Source organism: Argonema antarcticum A004/B2, assembly GCF_023333585.1.
Classification (GTDB): Bacteria; Cyanobacteriota; Cyanobacteriia; order Cyanobacteriales; family Aerosakkonemataceae; genus Argonema; species Argonema antarcticum.
Genome location: NZ_JAIQZN010000037.1, coordinates 18,128 through 41,348, shown reverse-complemented (window position 1 = coordinate 41,348; position 23,221 = coordinate 18,128). Strand labels below are relative to the sequence as shown.

The window sequence follows — 23,221 nt, the reverse complement described above, 5'->3', positions numbered from 1 at the left end:
CTCCTCTGGGTCAACTAATTAAATGCCAACACCAGGCAAACTTAATCCTGAAAAACCATAATTTGCCCAGAATAGCAAGCCACCCAGACTTCCCTAGCTTTTGGATCGTAAGTAATCCCAATCGGATTAGAGCCAACATTAACTGTTTGCACGACCTTCAGATCGCGAGTGCGAACTTTACTCACAGTATTGCTGTTGTAATTAACAACGTAAAGCCGATCGCCATCATCGGATATAATCATACTGCGCGGAGCCGAACCCGTAGAGACTTTTGCTACAACATTACCTTTTGGCAAAGCAATCTTCGCTATTTTCCCTTCATTATTCAAGGTAGCGTAGATGAACTTTCCTGCCGGGTCTATGTTCAAATGACGGGGCGCTCGACCGATATTTTTCAGCCACTTGACCGAATATTTTTTCAGGTCTACTTGAGCGAGATCAGAAGAACCCATGATTGCGACATAGGCTTGTTGCGAAGTTTTATCTACTACAATTCCACGCGGATATGCCCCCAGTTTAATCCGTTTGATTTCCTTATTTTTGTTGGTATCCACAACGCTCAAATCCCAGCTACACCAGTTACTCACCAGTACGAGGCGGTTATCTGGTGTAGTGGCTACAAATTTGGGGACTGCACCGACTTGGATCACCTTTTCAAGCTGAAGACTTTTTGTATTGATTCGATACAAAAAACTCTCGTCGTGCTTTTGAGAGGGAGAACAACGATCGGTCCCTGGATTATTAAATCCACGCCCGTACATCTGATAGTTAGATACCCAGGCATACTTACCATTATGGGAAAAACTGGCTTCAACAGGAGCCCCTCTGTAATTGCCTTTGAATTTGAGATAACCGTATTTGGCTAAATCCACATTATCCGGGATAGTTTTTACTAATTTATGTTCCCGGTTATACACCGTTATCGTGTGGCTGTACATCATGTTTTGGGCAAAAAATAGACCCTGACCCGAATGCACTACCGATTTAGGCGAAATCTTGCCCGCAATGGTTTTTTCAAGCTTCATCCGGGTGGGAACTTTAGGCTGAGCGGATTTAGCTGGAGTATTTTTAGGAGTAGTGCGAGGTTTTGGCGCAGTTTTACCAGTCCCTTTAGAAGCTGGACGCTGTAAGGGTGTTGACTTTTTGGGCGGGGTTAACGTGCGATTTTCTAGTAACTCTTTGGTAGCTATACCCGCCACCGTCGCAACCATTGCCAAGACAATAACGCTAAACCAAAGCATTCCGTGCCTTTTTTTCGGCGCTTTTTGTTGGGGCTTGGGCCGATCGACAGTCTGGCTAATTGGGGATGGCGTCGCAACTGGTGTGGAATTGGCGGGTTGCAACTCAATAGTCCGACTCCAAGCAGGGACTTGGGAGTGGAGTCGCTGTCCTATTACCCGCACAGTTTTGATAGGTGTGGTTCCCAGGCGACTCAAGCCTTCATAAACGAACTTGACGCAGCCTTCTTGGGAGTAGGCTTGCTCCGATATCAAGGTAAGTTGCAGAGAGTCGCCCTCTCGACTGACTGTGGCTGTGATGCCTTTTTTCCATATAACCTCGTTGATCAGGGTGGCGATCGCTTGAGGGTCTCCCTGTTGCGCTTGCGAGAAAACGGTTTCCTGCTCTGTAATTTGCTGAATCACGATGGTAGAAACTAAAGTGGCATTAGTTGCCATTTTATGACCCAAGTGTCATCTATAGAAGGGGTGCCATTCCCCCGAAAATGATAGGTGCTGTCACTGCATTATTAGGTTCACCTTTATTTGTGTGGTTGCTCTCTCCTCCTCCTGTAACTCCCGCAAGTTTATAGCACGCAGCAAACTAACCGATTCGCGCCGCATTCATAACTAGAATGATGTTGATGACAACAAAGGAAATGGCAGACAGGTAAAAACCGATCTTATCGAGACGATCTGCTGTGTTTTCCTGGCCTTTTTGGGACAGCAGAAATGAGATAATTGTCACTATAACTTCTATCAAAACATAGACCATTGCTGTGATGTGAATCTTGTCAACCAACTTCAAATCTTCTGTCAGTCCCAGAGTGGAGTCCACCACTTGCTGATTGACGACAATTGCGAACAGAGCGCCAACCAAAGTACTTATCCGTAGTTCAAATCCACTCGTTGTGCTGACGAGGTAAATTGCAATGGCAATCGCAACAGCAATGTAGACTGCTGTAGTGAGCTTTAAGAAGGCAATAAAAGAGGAGCGTTCGATCTCAATCGCAACCACTATGCGGGAAAATTTACTCTCCTCTGATTCAGCGAGGCTAGGATCGCCATAAGTGGTATCATATGCCTTGGTTTCTTCTTGTATGCTAAACTTAGTAATCTGCCACCCACTAAGGCGTTCATTTTTTCGATATTTCGATATTTCGATCTGCGGCTTGTAGACTAACTTAGTCACATCCAATTGACCGTGTTCGATTTTGATTTCTAGGACATGGCGATCGAAGGGGAAATTTGCAATGTTCCAATCATGTTTAAAGACTCCCTGAACTTTGTGGTTTGCCCAGAAAACACCCTGCTTTTCCTCTGCGCTATCCAGGCTGATATTAATCTCTTTCGAGTTGGTAAAATCCATGAGTTGCAAAGCTTCAGGCATTTTTGTAGGGCAATTAACCCATATCCAAAACTCTGCACGGAACGACCCCTCTGTCACATCAAAGTCTCCCAGCGACAGTAAATAAACACCGACACCACAAGTTTGAGGCTGTTCGGATGATTGTGCAAAAACAGGTTGAATGCAACTTAACAGCGAGAATATCGCTGCCACTATCAAACTTATGGTTAGCTTACCCAGCAGCGTAGCAAAGTAACGAACGCTAGATCTCTTGCTGAAATACTTTTGAAAGCCCTTGTCTGCAAACATCGATTAAAAAAAAGATTTATCTACTTTCGGATTATATCCGGTTAGAGTAGAAACTATTAGGGTGTGGTCAAAACCCGTTGGTGTAATCGAATGATGGGAAAAGGGGTTGTATAATTGCCCCTTTCCCCTTTTCCCAAACTTAACCAACTACTTATGACCACACCCAAACTATTACACTGCAAGTCTGAACTTGCCAAATACGCTTTTATACCTTTAGAATCAAAAAATCTGGTCGGTGGCATTCGTGACAGGTTAACAAAGTGGAGCAAATGTCAATAAGTTAATATACTCAATTCGTTTTTAACCCCAATGAACAATCAAAAATCTTATATCCTCGCCCTCGACCTTGGCACTACCGGAAATCGTGCTATCCTTTTTAATAAGGAAGGCGAAATTGTCAATTCTGCTTACAAAGAACTGACACAATATTATCCCCAACCGGGTTGGTTAGAACACGACCCCAGAGAAATTTGGCAAGATACCTGTTGGGCGATGCAAACCGTTTTGCAGAAAGCGGGAATCAGCGCCAAAGAGATCTCTGCCATAGGATTAACGGTACAGCGAGAAACTTGTTTGTTGTGGGATAAAACGACGGGCAGACCGTTGTATAATGCTATTGTATGGCAAGATCGACGGACGGCAAATTTGTGCGATCGCATCAAACAACAATGTCAAAATAACTTTTTAATGCAATTTCAAGCAGATGTTTTAGGCATCCCAGTAGAACGTCCCGCGATTCTCGATGCTTCCGCCCAAGGTGCCGCCTTTGCTGCTGGTTTAGCGGTTGGTTTCTGGCCAGATTATACAACAATAACGGCAAGTCGTCAAGTCGATCGAACTTTCCATCCCGGCGAGGGAGTCACCCAAGCACAAGCAAATTTCAAAATGTGGCAAAAAGCCGTCGAAAGAGCCAAACACTGGACTGAGTAAGGCATAATTTTTCACCCACTCCCCCACTCCCCCACTCCTCTACTCCTCTACTATTACGATCGCAAAGAAATCTCCCCAGTCTTAGACGGGATTCCTTTCGAGGTGATAGACTCCTGATAATATGCCTTGGCATGATGGAAATAACTATCAGGTTCATTTTCAATAATCACACCATTGACTACCAAACCCAAGATATTCTGACCAGATTGCACCAAAAAGCTTTTAGCAGCATTAGCACTCACAGCATCCAGAACCCCCGGACGAACCACCACTAAAACACCATCGCTCATTTTACCCAAACTGAGAGCGTCCGGCACAAGTACCAGCGGAGTCGCATCGATAATTACAAAATTATAGTTATTAGAAAAATCCTCAATTAATGATGCCATCCGCTTGGAATCAATCAGAGCCAATGGGTTGGGAGGTATTACTCCCGATGGCAGCACATCCAGGTTATCCATCACCTCTTTTACAGCCATATTAACATCGGCGTGACCGACAATTACATCGCTCAATCCCGCCGCATTAGTTAAATCCCAAATATGATGCTGCATCGGATGGTGCATATCCGCATCAATCAACAACACCCGGCGTCCCAATTGAGCCATAGCTACCGCCAAATTGGCAGAAACTGTAGACTTGCCCTCCTTAGAAACAGAACTTGTTACTACAATAACTTTCAACTCTCGGTCTGGGCTGAGAAAATTCAGGTTAGCCTGAAGCATCCGGTAGGTTTCGCTGATAATCGAATGAGGAATATCTTTAACAGGAAGCTGCGGCACAATCCCTTCTTGTTTCCCAAAGCGAAACCTCATTTTTTTCTTAAAAGAAGGAATCATTCCCAGCACGGTATATTTAAAGATTTGCCGCACCTCTTTAGCAGTTTTCAGCGATGGATCTGCCAAGTCTACAAGGAAAGTAGTGACCACATAAAGCAGACTGCCCACGATAACTCCTGCAACTACGATCAAGCCTTTGCTACTGCCAACAGGCTTTCCTGGAATGCGGGCGTACTCAATCACGCGGGCATTACCTACATTTTGATTTTCGGCAATTTGTACTTCTTGGAGATTCTTTAAAAGGATTTGATAGGTAGATTGCGCTGCTTCCACTTGCCTTTCTAGATCGTGCTGCCCCTGTTGCAATCTGGGTATGACATTCACTCGTTCTTGATAGGTAGACTTGGCACTAGAAAGAGAACTAACTTGATTAGCTAAACCCAAGCGTGCGGCTTCTGTGGTGACAAGATCTGCGGTCAGTTTGGCTTTGATATCCCCCATTTGCAAATTGCTATTAGACACCTGCATTTCTTGGCCGAGAGTCTGTCCTACCCGCTGTTTTAGCAGGGCTTTTAGGGACGTTTTTTTACTCTCTAAGTCAATTATTACGGGGTGTGTATCTTGAAAGCGAGTTCGCTCTATTGTTAACTGAGCTTCCACTTGTTGGAGTTGCTCAAGTGCTTGCTGGACTGACGAAGATTGTGTCAAAGAGCTAAAAGCTATGGCTTGCTGGGAAGTTAGATTTATCTTTTGCTGGAGTGAAGAGGCTCTCGCTGTTGCATCCGCAAGCTGAGCCTGAGCTGCGTTTATTTGTCTGTCTAGGTACGCAATATTATCCACAGCCGAGGCGGCTTCCTGTGGGAGAGCCACAGTGCGGTTTTTTTCTTTGAAACTACGCAAAGTGGCTTCGGCTTGACGAACAGTAGCCTCAACTTTAGGTAGCTCCTTGCTAATAAATTCGCGAGCGGCAGCCGCCTCAGCCCGGTTGTCAAGTATATTGTTTTCTGTATAGATATCCATGATCTGGTTGACTGCTTCAGCGGCTAGCTTAGCATTCTTGCCTTTATAGGAAACCTGCAATACGTCTGTTCCTTTAATAGCTTTTACATTCAACCCTATTGCAAAGCTTTCAGGTGATGTTAAGTTACCCTTGGGATCTTTTTGGTTTAGTGCCGCTACAGTTTTTTCTATAATTGGAAAGGAGCGAACTACCTCGGCTTCTGTATCCAGAGGAGTATTCATTTGATACAGAGTCTGCAATTCTCCTATTTTTCCACCCGCTTCCGTCACAAGGCCAGAAGTTGTATTTCTTTTTTTAAACAGAAGTCTTCCTTGTGCTTCATACGTAGGCTTTTTCAATAAGGCAGCTGCGGTGGCTAGTGTAACAACTATCACAAAAACCATACCACCGGGTAACCAACGCCGTTTGAGAATCAGCCAGTACTTTTTAAAGTCTATATCTTCAACGTATTGTGTAGATTCCATAAAAATCCAATCTCACAAACTGCTTGCAAATTTTAATGCTTTTATTGTATCTATTTGTATTATATCTGTCTGTGGCTCGATCGCATCGGCACAGGGTTTGACAGGCACACCTGCTGCGATCGCACTCCAGCATAACCTGTTTTAGATTTTGGCGGTGGTTGTAGCTCTAAAAAGTGGGTAGAATCCACAGAGTGAGTAGGCCATTTCCCATGCGCCATACCCAAAAAACTGGGTTTTCCACCACAAGTACCGGAGAGCCGATATCTTGTGCTATTCTGGCTAAAGTTGCTAGTTTCCACGATCGGCTGTCCGGTACTTGTGGGGACTCTTGACTGGAAAATCTGAAGAATCGAAGCCAGAATTCTCGACTCTTGCGATCGCAAGCTTCCCCATCCCCAATCCCCGTTTCCCCACGCCCAAGCATGAAGGATAATCCTCAAGTTAGCGTAGTAATTAACAACTACAACTACGGACGTTTCCTACAAGAGGCTATCGATAGCGCCCTCAACCAAACTTATCCTCACACTGAAGCGATCGTCGTGGATGACGGTTCCACTGACAATTCACGAGAGATTATCGCCAGTTATGGGGATAAAATTATACCAGTACTAAAGGAAAATGGCGGGCAAGCCTCGGCTTTCAATGCTGGTTTTGCCGCAAGTAAAGGGGATGTTATTTGCTTTTTGGACTCGGACGATGTGTTTGTGCCTGAAAAAATAGCAGAAATTGTAGCTGCATTTTGCGATCGCACAGAGTTGGGTTGGTGTTTCCATTCCCTCAAATGGGTGGAAGCAGATGGCAAAACATCTATTCAAAAAGATCTTCCCGAAAGTTCACCGGGCGAATACGATTTGAGAGACCACATCAAAAAAGGCAACCTCAAAGATAAATTGCCTTCTCTCCCCTCAACTTCCGGTCTTTGCTTTAAGCGATCGCTCCTGCAACAAATTCTCCCAATGCCTGAAGCAAAAACTATTAGTCTTAATGATGCTTACCTGGATTATACCTCAATAGCAATGAGTAAAGGTATGATTTTAGATCGGGAATTAGCCCTTTATAGAATACATGGTGCTAACGCCTATACCACTAGCAAAGCCAAGCAAAAGTTGGTGCAAGCCAAGATCCTGATCGTTACCGGCTATTGGGTGCGAGTTAAATATCCTTCCTTATCTAAATTTACCAATAAATTAGTCGCTGGAGGCATGGGACTTTTTTGGCGGAGAGGAGGTATTGAACCAGAATACGGAGAATTTGTGCAAAAATATCTAGCCTTGCTTGCACCGCTAGAGAAACTTGAAATTAACGCCAGAGCTATTTACTACTGCCTAACTTTATGAACAAACTACTAAAGTGGGCTGAACCCAAATTTGCCGTTTTTGCCCTGCTCATTTATTCAGGGTTTCTGAATTTAACAAGCTATGGATTGGGCATAGCTGATAAACTCGTGCAGTTGAGCAGGTATGGGATTTATCTAGTTACCATATTGCTAATTCTGGCCCGGTTTAAAACTGTGATTCGTCCGGCTCTAAGAGATCCTTTCTTATGGGCTTTAATGGCACTTGTTACCTTTTCATATCTTTGGTCTGATTTCCCGGCTATATCGAAAAAAGAAGGCATACTCACCTTAGTGGCCAGCTTATTTGGGCTGTACATGGCTTCGCGTTTTACCTTAAAAGAGCAACTGCAAATAGTAGCGTGGGCAGCTGGCATAGCAGCAGTATTTAGCTTGTTTTATACTCTAGCTCTTCCCGGATACGGCAAAGAGCAAGGGTTTCATGCGGGCGCATGGCGGGGGCCTTTGATCCAGAAAAATATGTTCGCTCGCTTTATGGTTATATTTGCACCGCCGATATTAATGGTTGCCTTGGACAATCCCAAGTATCGTTACGCTCTATTGACTGTTTTTGGTATTACGCTTGCTCTTGTTCAACTCTCAAATTCAAAAAGTGCCCTGCTAATTTGTATAACCCTGATGATTCTGTTGCCTTTATACAGCGCTTTGCGATGGAGTGGTTCTATCGTTATTCCCATACTCATCATAGCGGTATTAGTGAGTGGAAGTGCAGCTACATGGTTAATCAGTAATTGGGAGCCATTTCTATATAGCCTTGGCAAAGACCCAAGTCTCACTGGTCGTACAGACATTTGGATAGCTGTAATTGATAAAGTCAAGGAACGCCCTTGGTTAGGTTATGGATATGCTGGATTCTGGGTAGATGGAGGAGTGGGAGAAAGGGCTATTTGGAAGGTACTTTACCTTCCCGTAACTCAGGCTCACAACGGTTATATAAATATAGTAGCCGAGCTGGGTTTATTAGGACTGTTGTTTTTTGTGCTTAGTATGGTGACAGCCTACATAAGGGCAATAAATTTGGCCCGATCGGCTAAAACAATAGAAGGGCTGTGGCCGATCACTTACATGACGTTTATACTGATGTATAACCAAACCGAGAGTACAAATATAGAAACTAACTCCTTACTTTGGATATTATATGTAGCAGTAACCCTATCCATTAAGAGTGTTCGGATTGTGAAGCCTGGAGAAGAAAGCGAAAACTATGGAAAAGAGATGATAAGTCAAACAGATTTAAAAGACTTACCTCAGTCGCGCACTTAAACCGCCCATTCTTGACAACCCCAGTTACAAGTCAGAAAAAGAATTTATATGCCCCATTACTGGATATTCCCAATCAATAGCAGAGGTATAAGTTGATGAATAGCAAAGTAAAATTTACTGACAGTACGCAAGAATTGCTCTGCTGTCCGGTTTGTCAGTCAAAATTGACATTGGAAAAGGAGAAATTTAAATGCACAAATCCCCAGTGCGAAACTCATTTTCCTGTTGTTGATGGCATACCTATTTTGGTAAATGAATCTAACAGTATTTTTTCGATAGGCGATTTCTTAAAGTATGAAAATACTACCTTCGATCTAAAAAACAAATCTAAAATAAAAGAGTTTATTACAAATTTACTACCGGGAATAGATGTTAATGTTAAGACTAAAGAGAATTACCAAAACTTTGCAGAAGTTGTTCTGAAACTAAACAAAAATCCCAAAATTTTGATCCTTGGTGGGAGTATCTTGGGTAAAGGGATGGAACCTATTTTATCAGTTCCATCTATTGAAATCATCAGCAGCGATGTTTCTTTTGGCCCCTATACCGCATTAATATGCGATGCCCACGATATCCCCTTTGAAGATAACTCATTTGATGCGGTAATTATACAAGCTGTCCTCGAACACGTTCTAGATCCAACCCGATGCGTGTCAGAAGTTTATCGAGTGCTAAAAAAAGATGGCATAGTTTATGCAGAGACTCCATTTATGCAGCAAGTACACATGGGCAGATATGACTTTACTCGCTTCACCTACTTGGGGCATCGCCGTTTGTTCCGCCACTTTGAAGAGCTTAATAGCGGCCCTGCGTGTGGGCCAGGAATGGCATTAGCTTGGTCGTATCAATACTTTCTTTTGAGTTTTGTCAATAACAAAACTGGAAAAGCGCTGGTGAAAGGTTTTGCCCGGTTAACATCGTTTTGGTTGAAATACTTCGACTACTACTTAATTGATAAACCGGGAGCGTTTGATGCTGCATCGGGGTATTACTTCATGGGAAAAAAGAGCGATCGCGTTCTTTCTGACCAAGAATTGTTACAACTTTACAAAGGCATACAATAACAACTGCCCTGGCTGGCATTGATGGTGGAAGACATCCACACAGCGAAAATTTTGAACAAACTTTATGAGAGGAAACTACTATGACTCAAGAAATCGCGCATCCAGAGTTCATTAAATTGCAATCAGCGATCGACAATTTATTGAACAACCGCAAAAACTTAAAAGTTCTAGAAGCAGGTTGCGGTTCTGCTACTCACGTAAAACTAGGAGAGGAACCATACCTGATAGGTATCGATATTTCCGAAAAGCAACTGGCAAGAAATACTTATATAAGTGAAAAAATCCAGGGTGACATCCAAACTTATAACTTACCGTCAAACGAGTATGATGCGATAATTTGTTTCTATGTTTTAGAACATCTGGACAAACCAGAACTAGCTATAAAAAATTTTGTCCGCGCCGCCAAAGAGGATGGACTGATTATTCTGGCACAACCGAACGTTTTATCTATATGGGGTCTAACCACAAAATTCACTCCCCACTGGTTTCACGTTTGGGTGTACAGAAATATTTTTGGTGAAAAGCGAGCGGGAACAGATGATTTCGGCCCTTTTAAAACATTTTCGAGATATTCGATCAGCCCAGTAGCTCTGAAACAATTTGCAGAGGAACATAATTTATCGATCGCATACTTCGATTTGTATGAAAACTTTCGTCAAGAAGGAATGAGAAAAAAATTTGGCCCGATCTGGAAGTTGGTTGAGGGGATGACGAAAGTACTTACTTTTGGGCAGGTCGATCCAGACTCCACCGATTTTATTATTGTCCTGAAGAAGCAGAAAAAGGAGAATTAAAAGTGTCTAGTTTAGCAATTTTCCTGGTTTCTCTCAGCGGCGGTGGAGCTGAGAGAGTAATGCTCTACCTAGCGCGTGGTTTTGTAGAACAAGGTCTAAACGTAGACTTAGTTTTAGTTAAAAAAGAAGGGCCATACCTGTCATCGATCCCGCCCGGAGTGCGAGTAGTGGACTTGGGCGCTTCGCGACTGCTGCTAAGCATCCCCGCCCTGATCCGCTACCTGCAACAAAATAAACCAACAGCCCTGCTTTCAGCGATGGAAGATATTAACGTAGCGGCGCTTTGGGCGCGGCGCATCGCTGGAGTATCGACGCGAGTGGTAGTGACGGTACACAACACGCTTTCCCAGGAGTCTCAAAATTCGATCGCCATAAAAAAGCGACTGGCACCCTATTTGGCACGTTTATTTTACCCTTGGGCAGATGCAGTTGTGACGGTATCTAAAGGATCGGCTGAAGATTTGGCGCAGTTAGGTATATCTTCAGAACGCCTGAAAGTGATATACAATCCGGTAGTCACCCCAGAACTTGCCAAAAAAGCTGTTGAACCTGTTGAACATCCTTGGTTTGCGCCGGGTGCGACCCCGGTGATTTTAGCTGTGGGACGCCTGGAAAAGCAAAAAGATTTCCCTACTCTGATTCGCGCTTTTGCTCTAGTCAAGCAGCAACGCCCAGTCAGATTGATGATTTTGGGTGAAGGGACGGAACGCGCTTCTCTGGAGGCTTTAGTGCGAGAATTGGGTTTAGGTGCAGATGTCGCTTTACCTGGGTTTGTGGATAATCCTTATGCTTACATGGCTAAGGCGGCGGTGTTTGTGCTTTCGTCTTTATATGAGGGGTTGCCTACTGTACTGATTGAGGCTATGGCTGGAGGAACTCCAGTGGTGTCTACGGACTGCAAGAGCGGGCCCGCAGAAATTCTGGAAAACGGGCGCTATGGAAAGCTGGTGCCTGTGGGGGATATCAAGAGTTTAGCAGATGCGATCGCTACCACCCTAGATGAGTCCCCAGACAAGGCGGCGTTGCAGGGCAAAGCTGCCGAGTTCTCCCTAGAAAAAGCTGTGACCCAGTATTTACAAGTGTTGCAGGTTGGCTAGCACTGCATTGATTAAAACTTTAAGCAATCAGCCAAGAGTTTTTAGACTGGGCAATGGCAATACTGCCATCAAGCTGATACTGATAGAAGGTAATAGCAAGCTCTTTTTCCCATTTCCGCAAAATTTCCTGCTCTCCCTTTCTATTAATATCATCTAAGATAATGGTGTAATCTTCTGACATAAACGGCTTAAAGTAAGGAGCAGCCGGGTATCTCGCGTACATGATGTTTTTGTCATGCGCTGGAGGGCCATCTACTAACAGCAAATCGATCTTGAGCCCAGCGATCGCATCCCGAATTATCTCTTGGTCATACCAATACCCATCATTGATGGCTAGCGGGCTCTTGGCAAGGGGAGCGCAAATGATTGAGACGAATTTATCTAAATTTTGCGTAGCTAAAAATTCTTTCAAGATGCTTACCCATGCTCGATCGTGTTCGATCGTGTATAAATGCCCACCCCTTTCCTTAATTAAGCTAGCTATATAATACGTCGATAGACCACCGCCACACTCGACAATACAAGATCGCCGATTAACAACAATGTCGTTTAGCACCTTAACCAAGCCACTCGGTCTCATAGATGCGATCGTCCACGGCAAGTACGTTTTACTCAGCGGAGCCAAATACTGCATCGCTAAGATGTCTTTGTCTTCCCATTTAACACGCCTGTCAATTCGCTCAATTATGTAGCGCTTTAAAGCTTCCATGTTTTTCTCGCTAAGTGCCATTGATTTAACAAAAATTTTAACCTAAAACCTAGCAGTCCATTCTCGAAATGTTGTAAAATATAACATCTTATTAAAGAGGTATTTTTATTTATGCCCACTCCAGTTATTATCCGAGTGTAAGAGAATGTTTTGGTAACAAAGATAGCGTTTTTATAGAGGAGAGAAAAAAGTTGCGATCGCTTACACAAAATACCTTGTAAAATATTGACTCAGTAGTAATACCTGGAAGCGTACCTATCATGGAAACTCGCACAAGTGAATTGTTCAGTAAAACATCCTTCTGCACCTGCTCTTATCTCAAGTCATTAGGTAACCGCCGCACCTCCCTAGTTCGCAATGCTATCCAAAGTTGGGATAAATTCCTAGAACTGCCTTTTGCCGAAAAGATATTTTTAGATGACGGTAGCCCAGATATTAATGGAATTAGATTGCTTAAAGAAACCAATATTCTGAATAAATTTGATGATGTCAGGTATAATAGCCTAATTCATCCACCCCATAGTAATTTCGGAATTGTTTGCAGTATGACCCTTTGCCGGGGTGACTACATTCTCCATCTTGACGATGACATAAATGTCACTGGATCGTATGAAGATTGTCTCACTTTACTAGAGCGAAGTATTGAGATACTTGATACAGATGAAAATATCCTTGGCATAAATCTGCTAACTATGCCTAAAGAATTTCATCAGGACTGGTTTCCCGGTCAAGATTACAATGACGATTTTGCTCATCCCAACAAATATTTTGGCACCGCCGCTTGCTTGATTAAGAAAAAACTCTTAGAAAGAGTGAGTTTGACAGATATTATTAATTGGGGCGAACAGCAGCCACATACTTGGGAAGTCTTAGTTTCCGATGCTGCGTCATCTTTTCTTGTTAACAAAGCGCCAACTACTTTTGGCTTAGAGTTAGATGCCTGGGTCTATCATAGCGTAACTAATAAAAGTTTAAGGGGAGTTAAAAAGCGGCTTAAATATAACTTAAGCAAAACCTTTCCTTTTCTGAAAAACTTCCTCAAAAAGAAGAATTGAGTTAGTTGAGTTTGCCACTCTTTAAGGCTTTTTTTAGGTTAAAGTAGCTTTCTTTAACAAAGCGCTTGCCTAAAATCTTGGCCCGATCGATCGCAGTTAAACTGCTGATCTCCAAGTAAGGACTATCAAAGAATCGATGCCAAGTTTCGAGAGGAGAGGATGAAGCATTACTACATACTTCCAACCAATAACCTGCTAAAACTTGAAGGAAAGTTGGTTGAGGATATACATGAGCGACTTTGTTGGCTGAATGCAGTTTATGCAGCCACTTGTTTGCTTTTGTGACAAAATCGCTATCTCTTTTAAGCTCTAAATTTCCCAAGCGACGATGAATTAACATCTCATCCTCAGTCGCCTGTAAATTTAAAGCTTGGAAGTTTCTTTTATCAATCTCATAGAAAAAATAATATCGTTCTGACTTAAGTTCCTCGTCGGATAAATTTTTGGGATAATTGCGCCATCTGTAGTAAACAAGGACTTCGGGAATATTTGCGATCGCAAAATGTCTGGCACCCCTACAGTACAAATCCCAGTCTTGAGCGCGTCTTAGCTCAAGAGTGTATCTCAGAGAGTATCGATCTAAAAATTGTCGCCGCAGAATAGTAGTAGGATGGCACATCACCGCTTCAAACAAAGTTCGACAGTGAATAATCTCTGGATTAACAGCGCAACGCCACAACTCTCCCGATACTTCACCAATAGTTTTTACCCAACTTCCGCAGACACCTACTTCGGGATGGGAATCCATATAAGCAATTTGTTTTGTAAACCTGTCAGGTACATTAATATCGTCAGAATCTATAGTGATAATATACTCGCCGCTGGAAAGATCGATCGCCCGATTTCGACTGTAACTTGTTCCTTGGTTTTTTTCGTTCAGAAATAACTTAATTCTTGGATCGTGGTAAGACTCGATAATTTCAACACTCTTATCGGTAGAACCATCATCGATAATAATAAACTCAAAATCTTGGAAAGTCTGGGTTAAAACGCTGTCAATCGTTTCTTTTAAATACTGTTCCCTGTTGTAAACAGGCATTACGGCAGTGGCGCGAGGCTGATTTGGTATCATAATACTTACTTGAAAGGAATATTTAGTAATTCACTCCCTGATTTACGGAAAGTTTGAGCAACTTCCTAGCTTTGCGAACCAATTTTTTCTGGTAAATATTTAGAGAACGCTGAATATCTTCTCTTTTGAGTAAAACATCCGCTGTCAATCCAGTCAACCCCTGGGTGTCCGCTATGCACTTTCGGCGACTGAAATTCATCGGTTCGGAGTAAACCTGAGAACTGTACAAAGTTGGCTTTGGCCCAGCCCAGTGAATTACGCAAGCGTCGTCTCCCTGCACGACTGGGCCAGTTTTTTCGACCGGAAAACGCTGTTGAAGTTCTTCCCACTTAAATTTCGGGACAATAACTTGCCAGCTAGACTGTCCCAAACGCAGTTTGCCTTCGTCAGAGTCGCGAAATATCATCAAATTCAAAAAGCCTTGTTCTCCCAGCCAAAATACGTTGGGATTTTTAGCAACAAAATCCAACATATTAATATATTCATCCAAGCTAAAAATATCTCGTTTCGCGAAGAAAGTTCCCGTGCAAAAATACTCGCCCAGATGCTTTTGCCAATTAAAGTTGGGAAAATGCTTTTCAATCTCTTGAGGTTTAAAGAAAAATAAAGAAAAATCTTCAAATGAATCTTGGTAAAGAGGCCGATCGACAATTATATCGAAGTCTTTAAAGTTCGCCAACTTAAGTAAATTTCCCCAAACCATAGTATCGGCATCCAGGACAAGAAAATTGCTCCAGGGGCTTTCCCAAAAGGCAATCATCTTAGTCAACCCCCAACCAAAACTCCTGTCACGGAGAACCTGATTTTTGACGTTCGATTTATTAATGACGCGAACATCATAAGCTTTTTCCAGGGCGCTGGCTGAAAATGTGCCGTCAATAATCAGGCAAATCGGAACATCACCCAAAAAATGTCTGATGCTGCCACAGCAACCTTTCGCTAAGTGATAATCTTGGTCGCAACAGGCTATGATAATGCCAAAATCTTCCATAAGAATACATCCTTGAATTTGGATTATAACTAGATCTTGCTATTCAATGCTACCACAAATGTTTGAAAGTAAAAAAGTTAAAAGTCAGCGCTTTAGTCATTACCCAAGCAAGTTTGCGAGCCGGGGGATATATGAAACACATAACATAATCGGTAAAGGCATAAGAAATGACTGTTGCTATGGCCGAGCCATTTCCTCCATAAAGAGGAATCAACCAAAAATTCAGTGCAATATTCATCACAGCACCACAACAAGTAGTGATTAAAGCATAAGTTGTCAAACCTTCTGCAATTATCCAAATGCTTTTAGCCCAGCCAAAAAAACCAAATACTGCCGACCAGATGTAGATTGACAGCATCTCGCTAGCCCGTACATAGTTTTCACCAAATAACGTCACAATCAGAGGTTTGGACAAAAAGGTCATGGGAATGGCTAGCGCGAAAGTTATCAGCGCCATCAGATTAAAAAGCTTTTGTAATTTGCTATAATAAAGTGTCTCGCTTTGTTCCCTAGCTTGCACGATCGAAGGAGTCACAGAAGTGACAATTGCGCTGGCAATAAAATACCAAAGCTCCGATATCCGTGCTGCTACTGAATAAAGTCCAACTTCTTCATTTCCAGCTAATTGTCCTACTATAATTTGGTCAATACGCACGTAAACCATAATAGCAAAACTAGAAATTATCAGCGACCAACTTTCCTTTAGCAGACTCTTTGCGCGTTGCCAACTTACACCCCATTCTAGAAGAGTGTGTCCCTTTGCTTTATAAGCGATCGCTAAACCCACCGCACCCAAAAGGCTCTCTACCAATACTGCCCAGGCAAAGGCAATCAGAGGAGCCTGCATTTGAATCAAAGCAATTCTGAGCAAAGTGGTGAGTAGGAAAGCGGTATTTCTAGCCACAACAGTATACTTTGACTTAACCTGTGACTGGAACCAAAATTCGATGGTATTAAAGGCATTAAAAATTGTTCCTCCTGCCATAATACCTGCCAACCACAGAGTCATTTGTTCTTTAGGGTTTAGCAGAAAAACAGTTCCAACCGTAACTAATACTGTAACTATGCCACCAATGATTTTCATGGCAAAGGTAGTACCGAGAGTTTCATTTTTACAAGCTGGATCGCGAACTATGTCGCGCACCACAATCTGATCCAACCCCAAGGTGGCAATAGCACCAAACAGCCCCACAAAGGCTCCTGCGTAGTTGAAAAGACCAAACTGCTCTGGCATCAAATAACGGGCTACCCAAGCGCCGACAATCAGCCCCACACCCATGCGGAGAATGCGATCGGCAAACAGCCAGCCGATATTGCCAATAATTTTGCGAAGCTCAGGGCTAAGCTTTTGAATTGCTGCGGTCAATTTATTAAGCATGGGGCTTTATTACTAACTCAAGTTGCCAGTTACTTGCTTTCTGGGTACGTAGTTGCGTTTTAGCGCTCTTATTACGACTGGGATAAGAGCGCTAAAGCGCAACTACGTACCTAATACCAGCGTCAACTATATAACTAGGAACTTGCGTTACTAGCAAATTTTATGGCAACATTAACTTTAGCAATTCTCAGCCAAGCTAGATAATATCAGTATTTAACTGGATTTGATATAATCTGTTTGTGTTGCCTTATTACAATCAAAATCTCTCGATCGCACTTTTATCAAAACACAGCAATCAACGGGCAAAATCAAAAAATATCAAGTATAGCCTACCGGAATTTCAAAGAAATCATGAATATATCGAAAATTATCCATTGGAGTGTGGCTCCTATATTTATTGGCATTATAACTGGGTGTGCCGCTAGCAACCAACAGCCTAGCTCAGATACAGGTAAAGTAGTCGCCTCTACAGCCCCAACTTACTATGCTGCCGGGGGAAGCGGGTATCGCTGGGCTAACGTATCTATCGGAGGCGGTAGCTTTGTCACGGGAGTATACCCTCATCCCCTAGAAAAAGATCTTGTCTACATCAGAACTGACATCGGTGGCTTTTATCGTTGGAATCCAAAAGATAAAACTTGGATTCCATTAAATGACCGTTTTCCCCAGTCTCAACAAACCTACTATGGTGGAGAAGCCCTAGCAGTCGATCCAAATAACCCGAATATTGTTTACATAGCGGCGGGCAAGTACTCTGCATGGCAGCCCAAAGGGTCAATTTTTAAGTCTAGCGATCGCGCGACAACTTGGACAAAGCTTAACATAGACTTAGGGATGGATAGCAACGACGAGCATCGCTGGGCGGGAATGAGATTGGCAGTCAATCCCTCTAATTCCAACATTATCTTCTTCGGTTCGCGCCACGATGGGCTGTGGAAGTCGTCAGATGCAGGCGCAACCTGGGCTAAAGTTACTTCTTTTTCTGCAAATCTTACCCCAAAGATTGGCATCCTGGGCATCGTATTTGACAAGCAACAGCCCGGTTTAGTTTACGCCAATGTCTTTGGAGACGGAATTTATAAATCTGCTGACACGGGCGTTACTTGGAGCAAAATACAGGGAAGCCCAAATCAAGCGCAGCGAATGGTTGTCGCCAGCAACAAAGTTTTATATGTAACCCATCTGTCTGGAGTTAGCAAGTATACCAACGGAACTTGGAGCGATATTACGCCCAATGGCAAGCAAGCTGCCTTCAATGCCTTGGCTGTTAACCCCACCAATCCCAACGACGCCATAGTAGCACTTGGTCAGTCAGTACGTACTAAAATCTACAGAACCTCAGATGGCGGCACCACTTGGACAGAGAAAAACGCATCCATAAAGCACACCGTTCCTTGGTGGGATGATGCCATGTTTTCATTGTGGACTGCTGCGATCGAATTTGACCCAAAAGTTCCGGGCAAAGTTTGGCTGACAGACGGATTTGGCATTTGGCAAACAGACAACATCAACGCCAATCGAGTTGCCTGGACTAACTACGAACAAGGACACGAGGAAGTAGTTTCTTTCTCCCTAGCTGCACCGCCAAAAGGCGCTGTGTTGTTAAGCGCTTTAGGCGATGTCGTCGGGTTTCACCACAACAATGGACTTAACGCTTATCCATCCACAAGGTTAGAAGGCACTCCCGAATGGCGGGATACCTTTGACATTGCCTACTCCCAAACCAATCCGCTGCGCCTAGTCCGCGTCGGTGGTGCTAGATGGAGTTCCACTTATACAGGCGCAACTTCCACAGACGGCGGGTTGACGTGGCAAAAATTTTCCTCATTTCCAGCGAAAACGATGCCCCTGCGCGTAGCTGTATCCGCAACTAATCCAAATTTATTCATTGCGATTACCAGCAAAGCACAACCCCTGCGTAGTACTGATGGCGGCGCGTCCTGGAAGCCAGTGTCGGGACTGCCAGATGGGCCGGGAGGGCCGTGGTATTGGAGTCAGCCGCTAGCAGCAGACAGAGTAGATGGCAACACTTTTTACTATTACAGCGAGGGCAAACTCTACAGCAGTACTGATGGAGGCGCATCCTTCAGCCTTGCCAACTCCTCGCTTCCTAGCAGCAAGTGGGACTTAAAAATACTAAAAACAGTCGCCAAAAATGAAGTGTGGTTCGGTAATGGTGTCAGCGGTTTGTTTCGCTCAATAGATGGCGGTAAGACTTTTGCTAAACTTTCTTCTGTAGAGAAGGCGCATCTATTTGCCTTTGGGAAACCCCCGACGGGAAGTACTACTCCAGCTCTTTATATGTATGGAAAAGTTGCTGGTATGGGAGAGGGAATATTTCGTTCTCTCGATAGAGGAGAAACCTGGACAAGTATCGGTTCGCCGCAAAATCCGATTGGTAATGAGCCAAATGCGATGGAGGCGAGTTGGCAGCAATTTGGGCTGGTCTTTATTGGCACTAATGGTAGGGGAATTTTCTACGGCACTCCCGACAATTCCAAGGCACTGGCTGGTTTACGGAAGTTCTAAAACCTCAACAGTTTTGGGATTTTCCAGACGGTACTTAGCTTGGGAAACACCTTCTCCAACGACTTTTTTTGCTGCTGTTGCTTGTGGCAATAGTGCTGAAACTATTGATTCTGCTGCCATCAAAACTACCGAAACTGCCAAAAGGACGAAGCCAGAAGCGGTGAAAAGCAACATTAGGGGTAAAGAAGTTAGTTTATTTGCGCCTGCTTTCATCTTTCTTCCCCCGTGGAGACCCCCACCATAGCTGTAAAGAGCTTGGTGGTGGGAGGAAACGGGGGGCATGGTCTATGCTGCATAACATATTTCTCGTAGAGAGTAGAAAACCTTTGCGCCCCAAAAGTGGTAGTTCTTTCTGGCATCCCCTGCTGGCATTACAGGATTGAGGCTACCGATACTGTGACCCGCCGCTCCTCAGAGGAGCCGCTTCGCTAACGGTGGGGCGTTTAATTGTGGGGATTACTCCCCCTCCCATTGCTGGGGTAGGGGTAAATGTTCGCCTCGACAATGTTAGTGGTCGGTACTATCCAAGCAGCACTGGCTTAACCCTCTATACCTGTTTAACCACTCGGTTCTAGAGCTACGGACTGGCGTCGCATCCGCAGGTAGGTCTTTAACTCTTACCACTAACGTAGGTGTTGCCACCTGAGTCTGGTCAACTAGGGCTATCTTTCAAGCCCCCGTTATAGTCGGTACTCCGAAACACACGGTGGGTTGTTGACTCCCAGTCTCCTGCCTTTAGTCTCTTTACTTCTCCAGGATATTAGACAGTATTTTGGATTGCATCAGTGGGTTTTGGTAACTTATGGATCTCAATGCAAGCTGATTAATAAGAGAAAATACGAAAGCGTACTGGTATTTTCCAGTACGCCATTGTTAACAGGGGTCAATATCGTTAAAGGGTAAATCCCGCTTAAGGCTTTGGTTACAGGACTATAGTGCTGCTAAAGAAGGGTTGAAAAACTAGCAATACATAGCTTATACGGATATAAAACTATACTATGTTATTGCTGAGCCGTCATACGCACCTAGTTTAACGGACACTTTCGACGCAACTAAGGTTAAGCCTTGGCGAGTATGTTTGTAAACTTCAACCATGCACGTGAGGGGACTGGTGGTAGGACTTTGCGGGGTGTTTCGTACAAATCTAAGGTTTTGGTAGTAATTTGATCCCAATTATAGTGTTCCTGTACGTGCTTTTGGGCATTGCTAGCCATTAGAGCCAATTCATCGGGGTGATGAACTCCCCAATCCAAGCGGCGCACGCAGGAGTCTAAATCTCCAACTCGGAACAGCATACCTCGATCGCTTGATATCAGTTGCTGGTGTACCGGAATATCGCTCGCCAGTACGGGGACACCTTCCTGCATTGCTTCCAGCATCGCCAGGGGCAATCCTTCTAACTGAGAAGGAAGTACAAATAATCCTGCACCTCGGATGATTTCTGCCAAACGGGCTCCTTTGAGTTCGCCGGTGAAGACAATATCTCGATCGTTTCCTGCCATCTCAGCTAGCTGCGTGGTGAAATGAGGCGTATCGCTGGTGGCACCGACAAGGGCGAGTTTCCATCCCTTGGGCCGGAGTTTTTGGAAGGCTTTAATGAGTAAATCGGGACATTTTTCGGGTACGAGTCTGCCCAGGAATACAATGTAACGCTCCTTCTGCAAGCCAAGTTCGGTGCCGAAAGAAAAACTGGGGTCGGACTCGTCTAAGGAAGAGGCAGCGTTGGGAATGTACTTTGTCTCTCTGCCGTAGGTTTTCTTAAAGTAGGATTGGAGATCTTTTGAGACGACGATCATTTCATCTGCAAAACGCACGGCAGATCGCTCGCCGTATTGTAGTAGTTTTTTAGTATTTCTGTTCCATTTGGCACGTTGCCAGTCGAGACCGTGACAGGTGGCGACAATTTTGGCAGTGGAGGCAAATCTTGGTAGCCAGGTGAAGAGGGATGGGCCTAAAGCGTGGAAGTGGATGATGTCATAGCGAGTTCCCAGAGTGGCTACAGCTCCCAGTGCTGAACTCAGCAGCGCGTCCATTCCTCCAGGATTCAAGCAAGGTAAGGAGACGACGCGAACACCCTTAACGTTATCAGTATGGACTGAGGTAAAGCCAGTATAGGAGGAGCGAGCGAACAAATCGACTTCGTGACCCTTTTCAACCATGCGCGAGTAAATTTCTTCGCAGTGATGCTCGATACCACCTTGTTTAGCAGGCAAACCTTTAGCACCAATTACAGCTACTTTCATAATGAAACCCCTGTCAAATTTTTTTGGTTAATTTGGCTCTGAGAGTTCCGCTGTTCCCAACGGTTTAGCATTTCGTTGTAGATTGCACCCACCACAGCGCTTGCTGAGTAAGGCTTGGCGGCTTTAACGCACGCTTCGACTGGGAAATCGCCTGGTTTTAGCAGTACTTTACGCAAGGCGTCAGCAACTGCAACTGGCGTTCGATCCTCGCAGACTACTCCACTGTTAGGAGTGAGTAGCTTAGGGGTTTCACCGCATCGGGTCGTCACGATTGGCGTCCCGCAGGCAAGTGCTTCGAGAACGACTACGGGTAAACCCTCGTAGGCGCTGGTTAGTACGAAGACACTCGCTATGCGCTGTAACTGTGCAAGTTCGGCTTGGTCTATTGGCCCAAGCATTGTGACTCGATCGCATAGTCCAAGGCGATCGATCTCGGAACTTACCTCATCCTTTAAATCTCCATCGCCTGCGATCAGTAGGTGAACTTTTGGCTCGTTGAGCGCGGGTAGAGAGCGTAGCAGCAGGATAGGATCTTTCTGGGGATGAAGGCGGCCCGCAAATAGAACGAACTGCGTATTTTCCGGCTTACCCATCCGAATAGCTTCTTTGCGTCTCCTCCCCTCCCTTTCTTCCCAGGTCAAGGGGTAACAGACCTCGTTGTCAACTGTGTTTTTTACGTAGGAAACGCGGTCTGCTAGTTCTGGGTAGCGCTGTTGGTAAAATTGCGCCGATTCGGTATTGCAGGAGAAGATTTGGGAAAACTGGGTAATGAGGAGGCGTTCTATAGCGAAATATGCTGCTGGGAGATACCGCCAAGCGATCGCATCTTTCCCTCCCCCAGAACTCATCTGCTTATGAATATCGTTGTGAATAAAAAGAGCCTTTTCTCCACGCCACTTCAGCGCTGCTACACTCGGCTCCAACCTGTGAAAGTGCATGAAGTCGGAAGCAAGGTTACGACCCAACAAGGCAGCCGTGTACTTAATGGTAGTGGGTATTAACCTTCTAACATTGTCATCTTTGATATTGAACAGAGGCATAAACCTTATTGCCCTGCCCCCCAGTTCGGCTTCATGCCACTTACCCAGACCCAGGTGCTGCTCCTCGTGGCCTGTCCCTACCAACCGCACCTCAAATTCACTCGGTGCGTACTTGACAAAATTTCGTATAATTGTTTGGATACCGCCGATGCTGCTGTGCCAAGGATTGAACTGGTAGAATATTGTTAAAACAGGTTTATTCATAACTATAAGGTGGATACATTCCGTAAATACTCTATCTGTACCTGTATCTAGGGCGAGCTATTTATCTCTGCATTAATACATAGGTTAGTCGTAACTACTGGATATGGGTATAGGGAAGTAGCAAATTTCACTAAGGTTTCACAAATTTCTCTGGCCTCTTCACATCATCTTTAAATTCAAGCCCGATGTCAGCAAAAGCAGCTAAGCGGGTAGATATCAGTTAGCAAGATACTAAGTATAAATACTTAAAAATGCAGAGTAAACTGCGATCGGATCGGCAGAGTGAAATAAGGTGTGGTCTCTCACCAGTTGGTGATGTATGGGACAAGGAGAACAAGGGAGACAAGGAGGAAAAGGCCC

At 44.2% G+C, this 23,221-nt stretch carries 19 protein-coding genes; 8 read left to right on the top strand and 11 right to left on the bottom strand.

All coding sequences use genetic code 11. The features are described from left to right. Positions 1-41 precede the first annotated feature (41 nt). Positions 42-1,676, bottom strand: coding sequence for a YncE family protein (locus LAY57_RS17055; RefSeq protein WP_249067984.1), 1,635 nt, complete (start codon positions 1,674-1,676; stop codon positions 42-44). A 145-nt stretch (positions 1,677-1,821) separates the two neighbouring features. Further along, positions 1,822-2,874, bottom strand: a complete 1,053-nt coding sequence (locus LAY57_RS17050; RefSeq protein WP_249067983.1) for a ligand-gated ion channel — start codon at positions 2,872-2,874, stop codon at positions 1,822-1,824. A gap of 309 nt (positions 2,875-3,183) precedes the next feature. On the opposite strand from LAY57_RS17050, the gene LAY57_RS17045 reads away from it, so the two are divergent. Then, the gene (locus LAY57_RS17045) at positions 3,184-3,804 is read left to right on the top strand and encodes an FGGY family carbohydrate kinase (protein WP_249067982.1); all 621 of its coding nucleotides are present in this window, start codon (positions 3,184-3,186) and stop codon (positions 3,802-3,804) included. A gap of 53 nt (positions 3,805-3,857) precedes the next feature. Here LAY57_RS17045 and LAY57_RS17040 read toward each other — a convergent pair whose 3' ends face one another. Together LAY57_RS17040 and LAY57_RS17035 are read right to left on the bottom strand one after the other, a co-directional pair. Then, positions 3,858-6,068: a GumC family protein gene (locus LAY57_RS17040; RefSeq protein ID WP_249067981.1), complete on the bottom strand. Its 2,211-nt coding sequence runs from the start codon at positions 6,066-6,068 to the stop codon at positions 3,858-3,860. 59 nt (positions 6,069-6,127) lie between these two features. Then, positions 6,128-6,451 (bottom strand): hypothetical protein, encoded by a 324-nt coding sequence (locus LAY57_RS17035; RefSeq protein WP_249067980.1) that lies wholly within the window; start codon positions 6,449-6,451, stop codon positions 6,128-6,130. A 39-nt stretch (positions 6,452-6,490) separates the two neighbouring features. Between LAY57_RS17035 and LAY57_RS17030 the strand changes: the two genes are divergently transcribed. The 5 genes from LAY57_RS17030 to LAY57_RS17010 all read left to right on the top strand — a co-directional run bounded on the left by LAY57_RS17030 (position 6,491) and on the right by LAY57_RS17010 (position 11,640). Beyond that, positions 6,491-7,405 carry a glycosyltransferase family 2 protein gene (locus LAY57_RS17030; RefSeq protein WP_249067979.1) on the top strand — a complete coding sequence of 305 codons (915 nt, stop codon included), beginning with the start codon at positions 6,491-6,493 and terminating at the stop codon, positions 7,403-7,405. Then, entirely contained in the window at positions 7,402-8,685 is a 1,284-nt protein-coding gene (locus LAY57_RS17025; protein ID WP_249067978.1) for an O-antigen ligase family protein, read from the top strand. The genes LAY57_RS17030 and LAY57_RS17025 overlap by 4 nt, the downstream gene beginning before the upstream one ends. A gap of 95 nt (positions 8,686-8,780) precedes the next feature. Next, complete coding sequence (locus LAY57_RS17020; protein ID WP_249067977.1) at positions 8,781-9,749, top strand: methyltransferase domain-containing protein; 969 nt, start codon at positions 8,781-8,783, stop codon at positions 9,747-9,749. 80 nt (positions 9,750-9,829) lie between these two features. Next, entirely contained in the window at positions 9,830-10,543 is a 714-nt protein-coding gene (locus LAY57_RS17015; protein WP_249067976.1) for a class I SAM-dependent methyltransferase, read from the top strand. 2 nt (positions 10,544-10,545) lie between these two features. After that, a complete protein-coding gene (locus LAY57_RS17010; RefSeq protein ID WP_249067975.1) occupies positions 10,546-11,640 on the top strand; it encodes a glycosyltransferase in 1,095 nt (364 codons plus the stop codon). A 19-nt stretch (positions 11,641-11,659) separates the two neighbouring features. Here LAY57_RS17010 and LAY57_RS17005 read toward each other — a convergent pair whose 3' ends face one another. Beyond that, the gene (locus LAY57_RS17005) at positions 11,660-12,349 is read right to left on the bottom strand and encodes a class I SAM-dependent methyltransferase (protein ID WP_249067974.1); all 690 of its coding nucleotides are present in this window, start codon (positions 12,347-12,349) and stop codon (positions 11,660-11,662) included. A 260-nt stretch (positions 12,350-12,609) separates the two neighbouring features. On the opposite strand from LAY57_RS17005, the gene LAY57_RS17000 reads away from it, so the two are divergent. Continuing rightward, positions 12,610-13,404, top strand: coding sequence for a glycosyltransferase family protein (locus LAY57_RS17000; protein ID WP_249067973.1), 795 nt, complete (start codon positions 12,610-12,612; stop codon positions 13,402-13,404). 1 nt (position 13,405) lies between these two features. Here the strand turns inward: LAY57_RS17000 and LAY57_RS16995 are convergent, their stop codons facing one another. From LAY57_RS16995 to LAY57_RS16985, 3 genes are read right to left on the bottom strand one after another with little or no spacing between them, the layout of a single operon-like run. Continuing rightward, positions 13,406-14,476, bottom strand: a complete 1,071-nt coding sequence (locus LAY57_RS16995) for a glycosyltransferase family 2 protein (RefSeq protein ID WP_249067972.1) — start codon at positions 14,474-14,476, stop codon at positions 13,406-13,408. Positions 14,477-14,498: 22 nt separating this feature from the next. Further along, positions 14,499-15,467, bottom strand: coding sequence for a glycosyltransferase family protein (locus LAY57_RS16990; protein ID WP_249067971.1), 969 nt, complete (start codon positions 15,465-15,467; stop codon positions 14,499-14,501). Between the two features lie 49 nt (positions 15,468-15,516). Beyond that, entirely contained in the window at positions 15,517-16,845 is a 1,329-nt protein-coding gene (locus tag LAY57_RS16985; protein ID WP_249067970.1) for a flippase, read from the bottom strand. A gap of 351 nt (positions 16,846-17,196) precedes the next feature. On the opposite strand from LAY57_RS16985, the gene LAY57_RS16980 reads away from it, so the two are divergent. Beyond that, the gene (locus LAY57_RS16980; RefSeq protein WP_249067969.1) at positions 17,197-19,374 is read left to right on the top strand and encodes a hypothetical protein; all 2,178 of its coding nucleotides are present in this window, start codon (positions 17,197-17,199) and stop codon (positions 19,372-19,374) included. Here LAY57_RS16980 and LAY57_RS16975 read toward each other — a convergent pair. The 3 genes from LAY57_RS16975 to LAY57_RS16965 form a co-directional block, all read right to left on the bottom strand. Continuing rightward, on the bottom strand, positions 19,360-19,587 hold the full coding sequence (locus LAY57_RS16975; protein ID WP_249067968.1) for a hypothetical protein: 228 nt from the start codon (positions 19,585-19,587) through the stop codon (positions 19,360-19,362). The genes LAY57_RS16980 and LAY57_RS16975 overlap by 15 nt on opposite strands. An 845-nt stretch (positions 19,588-20,432) precedes the next feature. After that, positions 20,433-21,617, bottom strand: a complete 1,185-nt coding sequence (locus LAY57_RS16970; RefSeq protein WP_249067967.1) for a glycosyltransferase family 4 protein — start codon at positions 21,615-21,617, stop codon at positions 20,433-20,435. Next, positions 21,614-22,861, bottom strand: coding sequence for a glycosyltransferase family 4 protein (locus LAY57_RS16965; protein ID WP_249067966.1), 1,248 nt, complete (start codon positions 22,859-22,861; stop codon positions 21,614-21,616). Before LAY57_RS16965 ends, LAY57_RS16970 begins: the two co-directional genes overlap by 4 nt. Positions 22,862-23,221 lie beyond the last annotated feature (360 nt).

What these genes read in the sequence shown, in the direction of transcription:
- LAY57_RS17055 (WP_249067984.1), bottom strand. Translation starts at nt 1,676, where the DNA reads ATGGCAACTAATGCCACTTTAGTTTCTACCATCGTGATTCAGCAAATT.
- LAY57_RS17050 (WP_249067983.1), bottom strand. Translation starts at nt 2,874, where the DNA reads ATGTTTGCAGACAAGGGCTTTCAAAAGTATTTCAGCAAGAGATCTAGC.
- LAY57_RS17045 (WP_249067982.1), top strand. Translation starts at nt 3,184, where the DNA reads ATGAACAATCAAAAATCTTATATCCTCGCCCTCGACCTTGGCACTACC.
- LAY57_RS17040 (WP_249067981.1), bottom strand. Translation starts at nt 6,068, where the DNA reads ATGGAATCTACACAATACGTTGAAGATATAGACTTTAAAAAGTACTGG.
- LAY57_RS17030 (WP_249067979.1), top strand. Translation starts at nt 6,491, where the DNA reads ATGAAGGATAATCCTCAAGTTAGCGTAGTAATTAACAACTACAACTAC.
- LAY57_RS17025 (WP_249067978.1), top strand. Translation starts at nt 7,402, where the DNA reads ATGAACAAACTACTAAAGTGGGCTGAACCCAAATTTGCCGTTTTTGCC.
- LAY57_RS17020 (WP_249067977.1), top strand. Translation starts at nt 8,781, where the DNA reads ATGAATAGCAAAGTAAAATTTACTGACAGTACGCAAGAATTGCTCTGC.
- LAY57_RS17015 (WP_249067976.1), top strand. Translation starts at nt 9,830, where the DNA reads ATGACTCAAGAAATCGCGCATCCAGAGTTCATTAAATTGCAATCAGCG.
- LAY57_RS17005 (WP_249067974.1), bottom strand. Translation starts at nt 12,349, where the DNA reads ATGGAAGCTTTAAAGCGCTACATAATTGAGCGAATTGACAGGCGTGTT.
- LAY57_RS17000 (WP_249067973.1), top strand. Translation starts at nt 12,610, where the DNA reads ATGGAAACTCGCACAAGTGAATTGTTCAGTAAAACATCCTTCTGCACC.
- LAY57_RS16995 (WP_249067972.1), bottom strand. Translation starts at nt 14,476, where the DNA reads ATGATACCAAATCAGCCTCGCGCCACTGCCGTAATGCCTGTTTACAAC.
- LAY57_RS16990 (WP_249067971.1), bottom strand. Translation starts at nt 15,467, where the DNA reads ATGGAAGATTTTGGCATTATCATAGCCTGTTGCGACCAAGATTATCAC.
- LAY57_RS16985 (WP_249067970.1), bottom strand. Translation starts at nt 16,845, where the DNA reads ATGCTTAATAAATTGACCGCAGCAATTCAAAAGCTTAGCCCTGAGCTT.
- LAY57_RS16980 (WP_249067969.1), top strand. Translation starts at nt 17,197, where the DNA reads ATGAATATATCGAAAATTATCCATTGGAGTGTGGCTCCTATATTTATT.
- LAY57_RS16975 (WP_249067968.1), bottom strand. Translation starts at nt 19,587, where the DNA reads ATGAAAGCAGGCGCAAATAAACTAACTTCTTTACCCCTAATGTTGCTT.
- LAY57_RS16970 (WP_249067967.1), bottom strand. Translation starts at nt 21,617, where the DNA reads ATGAAAGTAGCTGTAATTGGTGCTAAAGGTTTGCCTGCTAAACAAGGT.
- LAY57_RS16965 (WP_249067966.1), bottom strand. Translation starts at nt 22,861, where the DNA reads ATGAATAAACCTGTTTTAACAATATTCTACCAGTTCAATCCTTGGCAC.